Here is a 16,320-nt window from a genome sequence, read left to right as displayed (position 1 = left end):
TATGAGGATAGAAAGCTGAATATTAGTCAATTATTAGATGCCGACTATTGGTCCAGTTTGATCGCTAGTCCTTGGATTGCCATGCTTCATCTGGTTGATATTAGTTTGGTTGTCCTGTTGATTTACCAATTGAGTAAGTCGCTGGCGGGTACCAAGATTATGGTATTGATTCGAGGAGTATTTCTCTTCTTGTTGGCCCAAATTGTGGCGAGTTTGCTCGGTCTTCAAACGATTTCCTGGCTGATGAACCAGGTCATCACTTATGGGGTCATCGCAGCGGTTGTGATTTTTGCGCCTGAATTACGAGCGATTTTAGAAAAACTTGGTCGGACGACTCAGTTATTTATGGGGACCAGTCTCAGTTCAGAAGAAGTTTTGGTCCAATCCCTGCTCAAATCCGTTGCCTATATGGCACCAAGGAAAATCGGTGCCTTGATTGCCATCGAAGGAGCACAGACCATTCAAGAATACGCATCGACTGGAATTGGGCTACACGCAGATATTTCCAGCGAATTATTGATCAATATCTTTATTCCCAATACGCCCTTGCATGATGGTGCCGTCATTGTCAGGGAAAATAAGATTGCCGTAGCCTGTGCCTACCTACCCTTATCAGAAAGTGCGGGGATTTCTAAAGAGTTTGGGACTCGTCACCGGGCTGCAATTGGCCTGTCAGAAGTATCGGATGCCCTTGTTTTGATTGTGTCAGAAGAAACAGGTAGTATCTCGATTGCCCAAAATGGCATTTTCCAGCATGATCTGTCTAAGGAAGAACTGGAGAGTCTCCTCCGTTCAAAATTTATTCTCAGCACAGAATCCAGTATCAGCTGGTGGCAACGATTGTGGAGGGGAAAATAGATGCAGGATAAGGTGAAAAAAATAGGACAGTTGGTCCTATCGGCAGTCATTGCCCTGGTCTTGTTTTTTAACGCGACGACGACCAACTACAAAAATTCCGTTTCAACCGTTCAAAGCACAGAGTCAGAGACCTACACACACACACTGACCAATATTCCAATTGAAATCAAGTATGATAGTGAAGCCTATTTCATCTCAGGTTTTTCTTCGACGGTCAATGTGGACTTGATTGGCTCCAACCGTGTGATTTTACAGCGAGAGTCAGATGAATCAACCCGCACCTTCCAGGTGACAGCGGATTTGACTGATTTGGAGCCAGGGACCCATTCGGTTCCCTTACAGGTTTCCAATCTTCCAACTGGTGTGAGTGCGAGCTTGAATCCGTCTGAGATGACCTTGAAAATCGGTAAAAAAGTGAGCAAGACCTTTGCCGTTCAAGGTGTGATTTATAGCAATCAGCTTGCAGATGGCTACATGGCATCCAAGGTTTCAGTCAGTGTATCAACCGTTAAAGTGACAACGGATGAAGATACCATGGCTTTGATTGACCATGTTGAAGCAGTTGTGACAGATGCAGCCAATCTGTCCAGTGATTTTAGTGCAACCGCAACGATACAAGCGGTTGACCAGCAAGGAAATGTACTACCAGTAGTGCTTTCACAAAGCGAAGCTGGTGTTCAGGCAACCATTACAAAAATCAAATAAATAAGTAAAGAGGATTGAAATTATAATGGGAAAATATTTTGGTACGGACGGTGTCCGTGGAGAAGCAAACATTGAATTAACACCTGAGTTAGCATTCAAACTAGGTCGTTTCGGAGGTTATGTTCTCAGTCAGCATGAAACAGAAACACCTCGTGTTTTTGTAGGTCGTGATACACGGATTTCAGGACAGATGTTGGAGGCGGCTTTGGTTGCCGGCCTTCTTTCAGTCGGGATTCATGTATACAAGTTAGGCGTTTTGGCGACTCCAGGTGTTGCTTATTTGGTTCGCACGGAAAAAGCTAGCGCTGGTGTCATGATTTCTGCCAGCCACAACCCTGCTCAAGATAACGGAATTAAGTTCTTTGCGGGTGACGGCTTTAAGTTGGATGATGCCTTGGAAGCTGAAATTGAAGCACTGTTGGACGCTTCAGAAGATACCCTCCCTCGCCCATCTGCCCAAGGTTTGGGAGATGTGGTAGATTATCCAGAAGGCTTGCGTAAATACCAGCAATTCCTGGTGTCAACAGGCTTGGAGTTGGAGGGAATGAAAGTTGCTTTGGATACAGCCAATGGTGCAGCTGCAACCAGTGCCCGTCAAGTCTTTGCTGATTTGGGGGCCGAGTTGACAGTAATGGCTGAACATCCTGACGGATTGAATATCAACGAGGGAGTCGGTTCAACCCATCCTGAAAAATTGCAAGAGTTGGTCAAGGAGACAGGAAGCCAAATCGGACTTGCCTTTGACGGTGACAGCGACCGCCTGATTGCTGTCGATGAAAATGGTGACTTGGTTGATGGCGACCGAATCATGTATATCATCGGCAAGTACCTAGCAGACAAGGGACTTCTTGCTAAAAATACCATTGTAACAACTGTTATGTCTAACCTTGGTTTCCATAAGGCTTTGGATCGTGAGGGAATTGAAAAAGCTGTGACCGCAGTCGGCGACCGTTATGTTGTCGAAGAAATGCGCAAAGGTGCCTACAATGTCGGCGGTGAGCAGTCTGGACACGTCATTCTCATGGATTATAACACTACAGGTGATGGTCAGTTGACCGCTGTGCAATTGACCAAAATCATGAAAGAAACTGGTAAGAAATTGTCTGAATTGGCAGCAGAAGTGACTATTTACCCACAAAAATTAGTCAATATCCGTGTGGAAAACAGCATGAAAGACAAGGCAATGGAAGTGCCTGCTATTGCGGCTATCATTGAAAAAATGGAAGCAGAAATGGCTGGAAACGGTCGTATTTTGGTTCGCCCAAGTGGTACTGAGCCCCTCTTGCGTGTCATGGCTGAAGCGCCAACGGATGCTGAAGTCGATTACTACGTGGACACCATTGCTGATGTGGTCCGTGCTGAGATCGGTTTGGATTAAGAAATGAGACAGAGACTGGAAGGATTTCCAGCCTCTTTTGTGAGGAAATTATGAGTATTTTAGAAGTAAAGAATTTAAGTCATGGGTTTGGTGACCGTGCCATTTTTGAGAATGTCTCCTTCCGTCTCTTAAAAGGGGAGCATATCGGTCTTGTCGGTGCCAATGGCGAGGGGAAATCAACCTTCATGTCCATCGTGACGGGTCAATTGCAGCCAGATGAAGGTAAGGTTGAATGGTCACGTTATGTAACGGCAGGTTATTTAGACCAGCATGCTAAATTAGAAAAAGGTCAATCTGTCCGTGATGTCTTACGTACAGCATTCGATGAACTTTTCAAGACAGAAGCTCGCATCAACGATATTTACATGTCTATGGCAGAAGAGGGTGCCGATATGGATGCCCTCATGGAAGAGGTTGGTGAGCTGCAGGATCGTTTGGAAAGCCGTGATTTCTATACGCTGGATGCCAAGATTGACGAAGTAGCGCGTGCGCTTGGTGTCATGGACTATGGCATGGACAAGGATGTGACGGAGTTGTCTGGTGGTCAACGGACAAAAGTTCTTTTGGCAAAATTGCTCTTGGAAAAGCCTGACATCTTGCTTCTGGATGAGCCAACCAACTACTTGGATGCCGAACACATCGACTGGCTCAAACGCTACTTGCAGAACTATGAAAATGCCTTTGTCTTGATTTCGCATGACATTCCTTTCTTGAATGATGTGATTAACATTGTCTACCATGTGGAAAATCAACTCTTAACCCGTTACACAGGGGATTATTACCAGTTCCAAGAAGTTCATGCTATGAAGCGGGCTCAGTTGGAGGCAGCCTATGAGCGCCAGCAGAAGGAAATCGCAGACTTGCAGGACTTCGTTAACCGTAATAAGGCCCGTGTTGCAACTCGAAACATGGCCATGTCTCGTCAGAAGAAATTGGACAAGATGGAGATTATTGAACTTCAAGCAGAGAAACCAAAGCCATCATTTGATTTCAAAATGGCTCGGACGCCAAGTCGCTTTATCTTCCAAACGACTGATTTGGAAATTGGTTACGACCGTGTCTTGACCCGTAAACCGCTCAATCTCACTTTTGAGCGCAACCAGAAGATTGCCATTGTCGGTGCCAATGGTATCGGTAAATCCACTCTTCTTAAAAGTTTACTAGGGATTATTCCACCTCTTGGTGGTTCTGTGGAGCGCGGGGAATATTTGGAACTAGGCTATTTCGAGCAAGAGGTAGCTGGTGGCAATCGTCAGACGCCACTAGAAGCGGTTTGGGATGCCTTCCCAGCCCTTAACCAAGCAGAAGTACGAGCAGCCTTGGCTCGTTGCGGTCTGACTTCCAAGCATATCGAAAGCCAAATTCAAGTTCTTTCAGGTGGTGAACAGGCCAAAGTTCGTTTCTGTTTGCTCATGAACCGTGAAAACAATGTCTTGGTTCTTGACGAGCCAACCAACCACTTGGATGTGGATGCCAAGGACGAACTCAAACGCGCCCTTCAAGCCTACAAGGGCTCTATCCTCATGGTCTGCCACGAGCCTGATTTCTATGAAGGATGGGTAGATGATGTCTGGGATTTTAACGACTTGACGTAGACCAAAAGCTATCGAACGATAGCTTTTTCTCTTTCTTTATACTATAATATAAGTATAAAGAAACGAGGTCACACTGATTAGAACTCTTCAGAGGAAGTAAGAATGACAGACTATGTAAACTACAACCAAGAACGTTGGAATCGGGTTTCAGCTAGACAGGGAAATGCCTATACAGTTCCGCTCAGTCATGAGGAATTTCTTGTTGCCAAAGATAAGCCTCTATCTGTTTCTCTGACAGTTGGCAAAACCGTACCGCTTGACTGGTTTGAAAAAGCCCAAGGCAAGAAATTGCTGGGACTAGCCTGTGGTGGCGGTCAACAGGGACCAATTTTTGCGGCTCATGGTTACCAAACGACCATTATGGATTTTTCCAAGGAACAGCTGGACAAGGATCGTTTGGTTGCGGAACGAGAAAACTTGGCCTTGCAGACGGTGCAGGCAGATATGACACAGCCTTTTCCTTTTGAAGACGAGAGTTTTGATATCATTTTTTGCCCCGTTTCAAATGTCTATATTGAAGACCTGACAACGATGTGGCAGGAATCCTATCGGGTTTTGAAAAAAGGTGGACTGCTCATGGTGGGTTACATGAACCCTTGGATTTACATATTTGACGGGGACGATGTTTGGGATCGTCCAGACAAGACCTTGGTTCCTAAATATTGCCTGCCTTTCAATTCACGGAAATTAGAAGAAGCAGGACAAATCACGATTAATCCAGAATATGGCTATGAATTTAGCCATACCTTAGAAGAACAAATTGCTGGACAATTGCGAGCTGGTTTTGCCATGATTGATTTTTATGAATCCAAAGACAGCCGTAATCGCCTGTCCCAATTTGCTGCAGATTATCTGGCTAATTTGTCTGTAAAGTGGTCATAGTTATGGAGCCTAATACTTGCTTTCCATCGTTTTTTTTGTAAAATATATTTATATAATAAAAAACGGAGGAGCGTCACATGAGAGGTATGCGATTATTTGTTTTTCTAGTAGCTGGCTTATCTATCTTCAGCTTATCAGCTTGCCAGTCCACGGCTAAAGATAGTGACGAATCGATTGAAGACTATCGAACAGAGTATGTCGGTGACAATAACAAGGTAGTTAAAATTGCCAGTTTGCAAGATTATCCAACGGCTTATCAGTATGACCATATAGAGATCCAGTCTGATGAAAGACCTTATGGATTGAGTGTTTTCCTAAAGGTTTCAAACCCTTCTGTTTCTGCTGAGCAAGAATTGGAGAAAAATCGTGATTCGATTTTTGAGTTAATCGGCAACCTTGATCGGCTAACCTTTGTGGACGCGGACACCGAAGAAGAAATTATTTCTTATACTAGAGATTGACCAGCCAGTTTGCTGGTCTTTTTTTAAATTTATCTGAAAATTATAATGTTTCTAAAAATGCTTGACAAGTATTTTAAAAGGAGTATAATTAGAATTGTAATAAAGAAAGTTTGGAATAATTCTAATTTAGAGGTAAACAACTATGACAACTAAAGATTACGGAAAAGCACCATTTGTAACCAATATCGAAACAGCTACGCTTGAAAATACCAACTACCGCACAGCCCTCTGGACAGGCGAGCTTTTACAAGTTACCCTGATGTCCATCCCAGTTGGCGGTGACATCGGAGCGGAAGTTCACAACGAAAACGATCAATTCCTCCGCATTGAGCAAGGCCACGGCCGTGTTATTATGGGCGAATCTGCTGACAAGATTACGCTTGATACTGAAGTTGGACCGGAAGATGCTATTTTGATTCCAAACGGTGCTTACCACAATGTCATTAACATCGGTCAAGAAGACCTTAAAATCTATTCTATTTATGGACCAGCCCATCACGCTCACGGGACAGTTCATGAAACACAGGCTATCGCTATCGCTGCTGAAGAAGCAGAAGAGCATGGTCATTGATTATACAAGCTCAGAGGCTGGGACAAAAGTCCTGGCCTCCTTAGGTTTTTATCAATAGTTAAACTTGACGCAGTGGTTGAGTGGGCTCTAATTAGCTGATTTTATCAGCTTTTACAGCCCTACTCAACTGTGCGGGGGTGGGCTAACGACTCATCGAACCCTGCGGGTTACCGATTTTTGTTCCACTCCCATTTTTTATAACTGAAATCCTTCAAAATATGATAAAATAGACTTACTTTGATATAGTTTTTTGGTTTACTTATATTACTAGCTTCAAAGGTTCGGGGAACCTTTGAAGGTTGGAGATGAAACAAACGAAGTTTGTGTCAACGAACCGCGGCATAACTCAATGCTTTCTTTTTTCTAGGCATTGACTTGAAACAATCTCCCAGACTGTTTCAATCAGGCAAGACGAGTTCAAACACTCCAGTGGAGTGTTTGAAGTTGGAACTAAGGAAACTATGTTTCAAACTACCACTCTTTTAATGACAGGTGGTAGGCTGAAAACCTCCACTGGAGCTTTTCAGTCATCGAAGTAATAAATGATAAACCAAATGACGATACTGAAAAGGAGAAGATATGACAATTAATTTTAGAGCAGAGTTAGACAAACGCAAAGATGAGTTCCTAGCGGATCTCTTTGACCTCCTCCGCATCAATTCCGAGCGTGACGATAGCCAGGCAGATGCCCAGCATCCATTTGGACCTGGACCAGTACGTGCCTTGGACAAGTTCCTGGAAATCGCTCAGCGTGACGGCTATCCGACTAAAAATGTCGATAACTACGCAGGTCATTTCGAATTTGGTGAAGGCGACGAAGTCCTAGGTATTTTTGGACACTTGGACGTGGTGCCAGCAGGAAGCGGCTGGAACACTGACCCATACGAGCCACAAATCATCGATGGCAAGCTCTTTGCCCGCGGATCTTCTGACGACAAGGGACCAACCATGGCTTGCTACTACGGCCTGAAAATCATCAAGGAGTTGGGCCTTCCGACTTCTAAAAAAGTCCGCTTCATCGTCGGTACCGATGAAGAGTCAGGCTGGGCGGACATGGATTACTACTTCGAGCATGTTGGGCTTCCATTGCCAGATTTCGGCTTCTCGCCTGATGCTGAGTTCCCGATTATCAACGGCGAAAAGGGCAATATCACAGCTTATCTTCATTTTGCGGGGGAAAATAGCGGAGCTGCTAAACTGCATTCCTTCACAGGCGGCCTGCGTGAGAACATGGTGCCTGAATCTGCGACAGCTATTATCTCTGGCGACCTAGCAGATCTGGACAGCAAGTTGGCAGACTTCACAGCAGCCTATGGCCTAAAAGCTGACGCGGAAATCCTTGAAAACGGTCAAGTTCAAGTCACCGTCATCGGAAAATCAGCCCACGGTTCAACCCCAGAAGAAGGTGTCAACGGAGCAACCTATTTGGCAAAATTCCTCAGCCAATTTGCCTTTGACGGAGCAGCCAAAAACTATCTTGACTTGGCAGGACAAGTCCTTCTGGAAGACCACGATGCCCAAAAACTCGGCGTAGCCATCCACGATGAGCAAATGGGTGCCCTTTCTATGAACGCAGGTGTCTTTAAGTTTGATGAAACCTCATCTGATAACACCATTGCCCTCAACTTCCGTTATCCAAAAAATACCAACCCTGAAACCATCAAGGCTGGTTTGGAACAACTGGGTGTAGAAGCTGTCAGCCTGTCAGCGCATGGTCATACCCCACACTATTGCCCAATCGATGACCCAATGGTTGCAACCCTCTTGTCTGTTTACGAAAAACACACAGGCTTGAAAGGTCATGAACAAGTGATCGGTGGCGGAACATTCGGACGCTTGCTCAAACGTGGTGTTGCCTACGGAGCTATGTTCCCAGGAGATGTCAACACCATGCACCAAGCAAACGAATTTATCGAAGTCGAGCAACTCTACCGTGCCGCTACCATTTACGCAGAAGCTATTTATGAGTTGATTAAATAAAAAGGTCCAGTGGACCTTGAATCTTTTCGCCTAAAAACATAAGATCGAAAACAGGTCCAGTAGACCTTGAATCTTTTCGCCTAAAAACACAAGAGCGAAAACAGGTCCAGTGGACCTTGTATCATGGCTTGAAAATTAAGAAGCGAGAAAGTTTTAACCAGTTGTCATTTAACAGCTGGTTTTTTATATGAAAAAATACATATAAATCCAATTTACAACTCAGAAAAAATGGTATAATGATATAAAAAGGAGAGAGGAGGTTTCTAAAGATGAAAAAAATCTTCTTGTTTTGTTTTTCTATGCTTTCTGTCTTGCTGATTTGGTTAGGTCCACCCGTGGTTGCAGATACCGATTTGGAAAAGCCAGTGGCGAGCATGGTGAAGGATTCCCAGTCCTATCTTTCCGAAGAGACCAAGCAGACTATTGACCAGCAAAACCAGGGCTGGGAGCAAGCAGGGCAGCCTCTCCGAGTTTGGTACTATGTGACGGACCAAGTGGATGCCGACCTTGATTCTCTGGCTAGCAAGCTACTTGCTGATTGGCAGGGACAGGCAGAGCAATCATCAGTTGTTCTGGTGATCATGGCTATGAAAGATCAGCAAGTTCACCTACAAACCAGCGACCGGCTCCAAACGCTTTTGACGGATGAAGAAATCGCTACTATCTTGGCATCGGTTCAAGAGAAGTTTCAAGCTGGCGAGCTTGACAAGGTAAGCTTACAGTTGTTGGCTGCAATTGAAGAGCAAGTTTTGGGGAAAACGACTCTCCAAGTCGAAGAAAAAAGTGCCTACCAACAGTTCTCAACTTATTTGCCCTTGTTTGTCTTGGTAGCCTTTTTGACCCTTGCCATTGTCATGGATCAGTCAGCTAGGAGAAAGGGAGATGCAGGTCAATTTATTTGGATCCCCTTTGATCATTTTTCCTCCTCTGCCAACCAGCCAGATAAGACAACACTAGAGAGTCCAAGTTGGACGAGTGACTCAGCTAGTGATGGCAGAGCTGACATGGGAAGATAGAAGGGAGGTCAAGATGAAGAAAACCTATTTGTTCTTTGTGACAGGCTTGATAGTATTAGGAATTGTTGGCTTTTTGAGTTGGTCACATATGGAGGTTTCAGAAGTAAAGAGTCAGCTTCAGGATGCAAAAATAGAGTTGATTGCACCCATAGAGCGACAGTATCACTTGCTTCCAAGTTTAATAGCAACTGCAGAGTCTTTAAAGATTCGTCCAGAACTTATCAGAGAAGTGAAAGAGTGTCAAGAGGTATTTGAGAACGCAGCACCAAAATATAGCGCCTCTTACTGGCAGGCAAGTGCAGATCTTTCTCAAAGTCTGGTTTCATTAGCGCAAGCAGTTGACCAAGAGGCAGCGACTGTCATGGAAGTCAAGGCCATGGAACTGGCGGATGACATAACTGAGTCAGCGACCAGTCTCGAGGCGGCAGCACATAATTACAACCAAAGACTTCAAACTTTTCAGGAGTTTAAGAGCCAATTTCCGACAAACCTCCTCACTCCACTCAGCTCGATGGAAGAGGAAGCCTATTACCCTCAATGATTTACCAGACAAGGATAGAAAGGAAAGTCTATGGAAATCGTAACAACCCTTATGACCATTTTTGTGCCCCTATTGGTGATTATCGGATTTATCATCCTATTTGCCCTAGGATACGTTTCAGCAAAACCCAATGAAGCCATTGTCATCACAGGCTTGCGGAAGCCAAGAACCTTAATTGGACGTTCTGGTTTCATGATTCCATTTATTGAAAAGCGTTCCTATGTCTCTATTGAACAGTTTTCAACAGATGTGCAGACAACAGACTTTGTACCCACTCTTGATTTTATCAACGTCAAAGCAGATGCAGTAGTCAAGGTCAAGGTCGGTGTGACCGAAGAATTGCTCAATGCAGCAGCCCAAAACTTCCTTAACTGGAAAACGGCGGACATTTCTGCATCTATTCAAGATGTTTTGGAAGGAAATCTGCGTGAAATCATTGGCCAGATGGAACTGCGAGACATGGTCAACAACCGCCAAGCCTTTGCAGAAAAGGTCCAGTCAAATGCTGCTCCCGATCTTGCAAAAATGGGGTTAGAAATCATTGCCTTTACCGTCCAATCCTTCACAGACGATAATGATGTGATTAAAAACCTGGGGATTGACAACATTGTGACCATTCAAAAAGATGCTGCAAATGCCCGTGCAAAAGCAGAGCGTGAACAGGCGGAAGTTCGTGCCCGAGAAGATAAGGCAGCCAACGATGCACGTGTCGCCGCTGATTTGGAAATCGCAAAAAAACAAAATGAACTGGCCATCGAACAAGCCAATCTCAAACGGCAGGCAGATGTCCAACTAGCCCAAGCCAATGCAGCCTACGGCATTGAAGAACAAGCACAGCGTAAGGAGATCGAGCGGGCGACAGCGGAAGCCAATATCGTCAAGCAACAAAAAGAAGCAGAAGTCAAGGCTGAAGAAGTAAAAGTCCGTGAGCAAGAACTATCTGCAACCATTCGCAAGCAAGCCGAAGCTGAAAAATATGCTCGACAACAAGCAGCAGAAGCGGATTTGATTGAACGCCAACGAAAAGCTGAAGCTGAACTCTACGAAACGCAAAAAGAAGCAGAGGCTCAAAAGGCGCGTGCCGAAGCCGCCAAGTATGCTGCGGAGCAAGAAGCGGCAGGTATTGAGGCCAAGGGACGTGCCGAAGCAGAAGCTATCAGATTGAAACTAGAAGCAGAAGCAGAAGGTCTCAGCAAGAAAGCAGATGCCATGGCTAAGTTTAATGATGCAGCGGTGACAGAGATGGTAGTCAATGTTCTTCCAGAAATCGCCAAGAATATCGCTGCTCCACTTGGAAATGTCGATAAAATTACCATGTATGGCGAAGGAAACGCTTCTAAGATGGTCGGTGACTTGATGACGACCATGGATAAAACAACAGAAGGACTGGGGCTCAATGTCCGTGATTTGATCACAGCGACTTTGACTGGCCGAGCTATCTCAAATGGACTAACCAGTCAGGAAGACCAAAAAACAAATAAACCTCTGTGAAATCTTCATCACAAACAGCCACCTTGTCGTTTACTGGTGGAGGATTTGCATTGCAACACAATCAAAAACACCTAGAAAGTTTAAATTTTCTAGGTGTTTCATTTACTACAGATAGGAAATAAGTGGGAAATTTTCTAATAACAAACTTAGTTGTTTGCCCACCAAAGGCCACTTATGGCTTCAAATTCGGTCGTTACTTGACTAAGGACTGTCTTTGTTTTCCAGTTGTATAGTAGAAGATGATCGCCAATGGTGATGACCAATCGTTCCGCATCAACCTGTTTGACAGAAGAAATCCAGTAGGAATCCTCTACATCAAACTGTGAAAAATCATGCAAGGATTCTTGTCCAGTTTTGGTATCATATATGGTTGCGATCAACTTACCATGTTCATAATTATTGTGCTCAATAAAAAGCAAGTTTTGATCATCAAGCGGATGGATAACTTCAGGACTGTGGGTCTTTAAATTGATTTTATTCATGTCAAGCGTATCCAATTGGAAGACTGCTATATCATAGGAGCGAATAAAGTTTTGCTGGTCTTCTTGATAAGCTGCAATCGGAAGGTAGAGCTTGTCACCTAAAACCTGGCTGTTTATCGTTGATAAGTTTTGATCAATCTCTACTGTTTCGAGCAGTTCCAAACTATCCTTGTCAAAAATGAAGACAACATTTTTGGCTGTCCAATCTTCCCCAGGCTTTGAAGTTCGGATAGAGCCTGTCATGTAAATTTTATCTTTATATACATTGATATTTTGCTCAGGAAAATGGTCTTCCTTAAAAATATGAGCCTTGACTTCCTTGAGATTGGTATCAAACTTAGTCAATTGACCGTAATCATTGGTATAGAAATACTTGCCATCTGTCCCTGTTACATGAGAAAAATGACGGGTTGCTCGGCGTTGTATGGTAGCATCCTGAAAATCAAGCTTGATCAAGGATTCACCAAAGGACTTGATGCCATCTTCTGACATGATGAGGTAGCGTTGATCGACCGTCTGTGCTGACCGCCAGGCAATTTGGTCCGAAATCCACATCTTTGTTGATTTCAGCGTCTCGATAGTGTCTCCGTTTAGACGATAGGAGGAGATAGCGTTGGTGTGGACGATGTAGAAATCAGCATCTGCCTGGATTGGTAAGGGTTCTTGCTTGTAGCTGGTAAAATTCCAAAAGAGAATACCAATGCAGGCGATAATTAGTGTGATAATCAGAGCAATTAACTTTTTCATATAACCACCTCTTTCTATTAACATAATAATACAATAGGACAAAAAAATCAAGGATTTCACAAAAAAAATAGCAGAAAAATCTGCTACTGAATTATTTTCCAAGACAGAATTGGCTAAAGAGTTGAGTGATGAGTTCGTCTGGAGCTGCATCACCTGTGATTTCTCCCAAAATTTGCCAACAGCGTGTCAGGTCAACCTGTAACAAGTCAACAGGCATGCCCATTTCCAGTCCGTCATTGACAGCTTGCAGGCTTTGAACGGCTTGCTCGATCAGGGAAATGTGGCGAGAGTTTGATAGGTAGGTGGCATCTTGCTCTACCAGACCAGCATTTTCAAAGAAGAGCTGGTTGATTTTTTCTTCAATCTGGTCGATATTCTGGTTTTTTAAGACGGAAATGCGGATGACATCCTCAGGCAGTTGGTCTGCCTCAATCTGCTCTTCCAGGTCGGTCTTGTTGAGCAGGACAATGCGGTTGGCCATGTCTGAAATGGCTAGGAGATTGCTGTCTTGCTCGGTCAGGGGTTCAGATGCGTTGAGGACTAGAAGGATGAGGTCGGCCTCCTCAAGGGCTTTTTTAGACCGTTCCACGCCGATTTTTTCAACGATGTCGTCTGTTTCACGGATACCTGCTGTATCAATCAGCTTGAGGGGGACGCCTTTGATGTTGACGTATTCTTCGATAACGTCACGGGTTGTTCCTGCGATGTCTGTAACGATGGCTTTTTCCTCGCGGAGAAGGTTATTGAGCAGGCTGGATTTTCCGACATTGGGGCGACCGATAATGGCAGTTGCGATGCCTTCACGCAGGATTTTTCCACGGCGGGCAGTACGTAGGAGATTTTCTAGAAGAGCTTGGAACTGGAGGGTTTTCTCACGGACCAGCTCTGTCGTCGCCTCCTCAACGTCGTCGTACTCAGGGTAGTCGATGTTGACCTCGACCTGTGCCAGTGTGTTGAGAATCTCTTGGCGCGTGTCGTTGATGAGCTGGGAGAGGGAGCCGTCAAGCTGGCGGACGGCATTGTGCATAGCTTTGTCAGTCTTGGCACGGATGACATCCATGACAGCTTCGGCCTGGGTTAAATCCACACGGCCGTTGAGAAAGGCCCGCTTGGTAAACTCGCCTGGCTCAGCCATTCGAGCCCCTTGGCGAATCAGGAGCTGGAGGATTTCGTTGGTAACGGCGATGCCTCCGTGGGTATTAATCTCGATGACATCTTCGCGCGTGAAGGTTTTTGGAGAACGCATGGCTCCGATCATGACCTCGTCCAGCACTTGCCCCGTCGCTGGATCAATAATGTGACCGTAGTTGAGGCTGTGGCTAGGAACAGTCGCCAAGTCCTTGCCCTTGAAAACCTTGCTGGCAATGGCAAAAGCATCCGTCCCAGACAGGCGGACAATCCCGATAGCCCCCTCACCGAGAGGTGTGGAAATTGCTGTTATTGTATCGAATTCTTTGGTGATCATTTCTCTTTCTTTCTAAAATCGTCTTATCTATTAGTGTATCATGGAATGATAAAAAAAGCACAGATGAGGGATGGGGAGTGCAGAAATGTATTGAGTGGGCAATAAATATAGTAATTAATTTGAGAAGATTGGTAGATAGAAATACAAAAAGTGATGTTATTAATTTAAGTTGACTATGTTATAATAGAAACATAAAAATTTAAGAAAACCGAAGGGTATACCCTTCCTTTATTATATTCATAATAAAGGAATACCATCAGCCCTTCACAAATTTTCAGCTGAAAGGTAGATCTAATAATGAAGCAAGAACTGGAGCAACTTTTGGCACAAAATGACACTTTTATGGTGGAAGGTGTGCTCAATAAAAATAAACTGGCCGAGCTGGCGAGGCAATATAATCCTGAACTCCTTAATATATTGACGAGTAATGATAAAATTTCTAAGTATTTCTTTTCTATTCTAGATACTGGTGTTCTTGTCTTCAAGAAAGACGTCTTTTTGCAGTTTTTGAACAATAAGGAGTTTCTCCCTGACAGCTTTACCGCTTACAAGACAAAAATCGGTTTGGCGACCGGTGACAAGTATCTATCAGAAAATCAGGAAGTTGTCCTGAATTTTCCATACAAAGATTGTGTGCTAGAGGGTGGACAGACTAAGGATGATGCCAAACGTCAGGAGATTTTCTTTAACGAGACGCTCGCACCGACTGAAATCAATCGTCTTTTGGATGATAAGGTTTTGACCAATTTCAAACGCTATGATGAAACTGGTGAGCATGAAGTAGAAGAACTCAGTGATACCGATAATCTCATCATCAAAGGTAATAACCTCATTGCTCTTCATAGTTTGAAAAAACGCTTTGCTGGGAAGATTGATAGTATAATAATTGATCCCCCATATTATTTTAATAAAAATAAGTCAGACGATTCATTCAGTTACAATTCAAATTTTAAATTGTCAACTTGGTTAACTTTTATGAAAAATAGGTTAGAAGTCGCCAAAGAACTCTTATCTGAAAGTGGCTTTATTTCAATTATCATAGGGATCGATGGAGTTAACCATTTAAAGTTATTAGCAGATGAAGTATTTGATGTTTCTTCAGATAATAAAAAGTTTGTGGGACAGATAACTTGGAGAAAAACAGATAATCAGCCGAATATTGGTGATTACGCGAATGTAATCGACTTTATTTTGATATATAGAAAAAATTCTGAAGCAAAACTAAAAAGATTACCACTTTCCAACAAGGCTCAAAAAGAATATTCATATGAAGATGAAAATGGGAAATATAGAAGGTCAAATATACTGGACTTAACCAGAGGAAAATACAGTTATGGCATTCAAACTCCTGAAGGAATAATATTATCTGGCCCATGGATGATAAATAAAGATGAGTTTAATAAATTAGTTTCTATGAATGGCATACATTGGCCTTCAAAAGGAAAGCAAATTCCATATGGAAAAATGTATCTTAAGGATGCGATTGAAAATGGGCAAATAACTAGTGATTTCTGGGATGGTTCCTATGGGACTAATCAACGAGGTGCCGAGGAGATCAAGGAATTATTTGGAGACAGAGTTTTTACTTTTGCTAAACCTGAAAAATTGATTCAGAATCTGATTTCTCTTTCAAGCAGCAAGGGAAACATTGTCCTTGACTACCACCTTGGTTCAGGAACAACAGCCGCTGTCGCCCACAAGATGAACCGTCAGTATATCGGGATCGAGCAGATGGATTATATTGAGACGGTTTCGGTGGAGCGACTGAAAAAGGTTATCGCTGGTGAACAAGGTGGTATTTCAAAAGACGTTAACTGGTCTGGTGGTGGTAGCGTTGTCTACGCTGAATTGAAAAACGATGCTCAAGATTTCAAAAATGCGATTTTTGAGGCGACAACAACGGAAGAATTATTAGAACTGTTTGAGCTTGCGAAAAAATCTTCCTTCTTGTCCTACCGCATCGAACCTAAAAAATTGAAAAAGAATGAGTTTAGCCAACTTTCTTTGGCGGAACAAAAGCAAATCTTGTCTGAAATCATTGATAACAATAACCTCTATGTGAATTATTCTGATATTGATGACATTGATTATCAGATTTCTGCTGAGGATAAGAAGCTCAATCACTCTTTCTACGGAAAGGAAAAGTAA

General features: G+C 43.6%; 14 protein-coding genes. 12 read left to right on the top strand and 2 right to left on the bottom strand.

Annotation, left to right across the window (positions count from 1 at the left end; translation table 11 throughout):
* Positions 1 to 15 precede the first annotated feature (15 nt).
* The 11 genes from cdaA to J5566_RS03015 all read left to right on the top strand — a co-directional run bounded on the left by cdaA (position 16) and on the right by J5566_RS03015 (position 11,478).
* Complete coding sequence (gene cdaA, locus J5566_RS03065; RefSeq protein ID WP_279630943.1) at positions 16 to 858, top strand: diadenylate cyclase CdaA; 843 nt, start codon at positions 16 to 18, stop codon at positions 856 to 858.
* Positions 859 to 1,563, top strand: coding sequence for a CdaR family protein (locus J5566_RS03060; protein ID WP_208562022.1), 705 nt, complete (start codon positions 859 to 861; stop codon positions 1,561 to 1,563).
* Positions 1,564 to 1,588: 25 nt separating this feature from the next.
* Positions 1,589 to 2,941 (top strand): phosphoglucosamine mutase, encoded by a 1,353-nt coding sequence (gene glmM, locus J5566_RS03055; protein ID WP_208562021.1) that lies wholly within the window; start codon positions 1,589 to 1,591, stop codon positions 2,939 to 2,941.
* Between the two features lie 50 nt (positions 2,942 to 2,991).
* Entirely contained in the window at positions 2,992 to 4,536 is a 1,545-nt protein-coding gene (locus J5566_RS03050) for an ABC-F family ATP-binding cassette domain-containing protein (protein WP_105211997.1), read from the top strand.
* A gap of 102 nt (positions 4,537 to 4,638) precedes the next feature.
* The gene (locus tag J5566_RS03045) at positions 4,639 to 5,418 is read left to right on the top strand and encodes a class I SAM-dependent methyltransferase (protein WP_208562020.1); all 780 of its coding nucleotides are present in this window, start codon (positions 4,639 to 4,641) and stop codon (positions 5,416 to 5,418) included.
* An 86-nt stretch (positions 5,419 to 5,504) separates the two neighbouring features.
* Positions 5,505 to 5,879 (top strand): DUF4825 domain-containing protein, encoded by a 375-nt coding sequence (locus J5566_RS03040; RefSeq protein WP_208562019.1) that lies wholly within the window; start codon positions 5,505 to 5,507, stop codon positions 5,877 to 5,879.
* Positions 5,880 to 6,021: 142 nt separating this feature from the next.
* Complete coding sequence (locus J5566_RS03035; RefSeq protein WP_208562018.1) at positions 6,022 to 6,450, top strand: cupin domain-containing protein; 429 nt, start codon at positions 6,022 to 6,024, stop codon at positions 6,448 to 6,450.
* Positions 6,451 to 7,029: 579 nt separating this feature from the next.
* Positions 7,030 to 8,430, top strand: coding sequence for a dipeptidase PepV (gene pepV, locus J5566_RS03030; protein WP_208562017.1), 1,401 nt, complete (start codon positions 7,030 to 7,032; stop codon positions 8,428 to 8,430).
* Between the two features lie 269 nt (positions 8,431 to 8,699).
* Entirely contained in the window at positions 8,700 to 9,446 is a 747-nt protein-coding gene (locus J5566_RS03025; RefSeq protein WP_208562016.1) for a TPM domain-containing protein, read from the top strand.
* Positions 9,447 to 9,459: 13 nt separating this feature from the next.
* Entirely contained in the window at positions 9,460 to 9,987 is a 528-nt protein-coding gene (locus tag J5566_RS03020; RefSeq protein WP_208562015.1) for a LemA family protein, read from the top strand.
* A 30-nt stretch (positions 9,988 to 10,017) separates the two neighbouring features.
* Positions 10,018 to 11,478 (top strand): flotillin family protein, encoded by a 1,461-nt coding sequence (locus tag J5566_RS03015; RefSeq protein WP_208562014.1) that lies wholly within the window; start codon positions 10,018 to 10,020, stop codon positions 11,476 to 11,478.
* A 146-nt stretch (positions 11,479 to 11,624) separates the two neighbouring features.
* On the opposite strand, the gene J5566_RS03010 is transcribed toward J5566_RS03015, so the two are convergent.
* Complete coding sequence (locus J5566_RS03010; RefSeq protein ID WP_208562013.1) at positions 11,625 to 12,707, bottom strand: hypothetical protein; 1,083 nt, start codon at positions 12,705 to 12,707, stop codon at positions 11,625 to 11,627.
* Positions 12,708 to 12,798: 91 nt separating this feature from the next.
* Complete coding sequence (mnmE, locus tag J5566_RS03005) at positions 12,799 to 14,172, bottom strand: tRNA uridine-5-carboxymethylaminomethyl(34) synthesis GTPase MnmE (RefSeq protein WP_208562012.1); 1,374 nt, start codon at positions 14,170 to 14,172, stop codon at positions 12,799 to 12,801.
* Positions 14,173 to 14,469: 297 nt separating this feature from the next.
* Here mnmE and J5566_RS03000 point away from each other — a divergent pair, with 297 nt between their 5' ends.
* Positions 14,470 to 16,320: a DNA methyltransferase gene (locus J5566_RS03000; RefSeq protein ID WP_208562011.1), complete on the top strand. Its 1,851-nt coding sequence runs from the start codon at positions 14,470 to 14,472 to the stop codon at positions 16,318 to 16,320.

The organism is Streptococcus suis, assembly GCF_017601095.1.
Taxonomy (GTDB): Bacteria; Bacillota; Bacilli; order Lactobacillales; family Streptococcaceae; genus Streptococcus; species Streptococcus suis_Z.
Note: the sequence above shows the minus strand (reverse complement) of the source record. Positions and strands in the feature narration are given on the sequence as shown.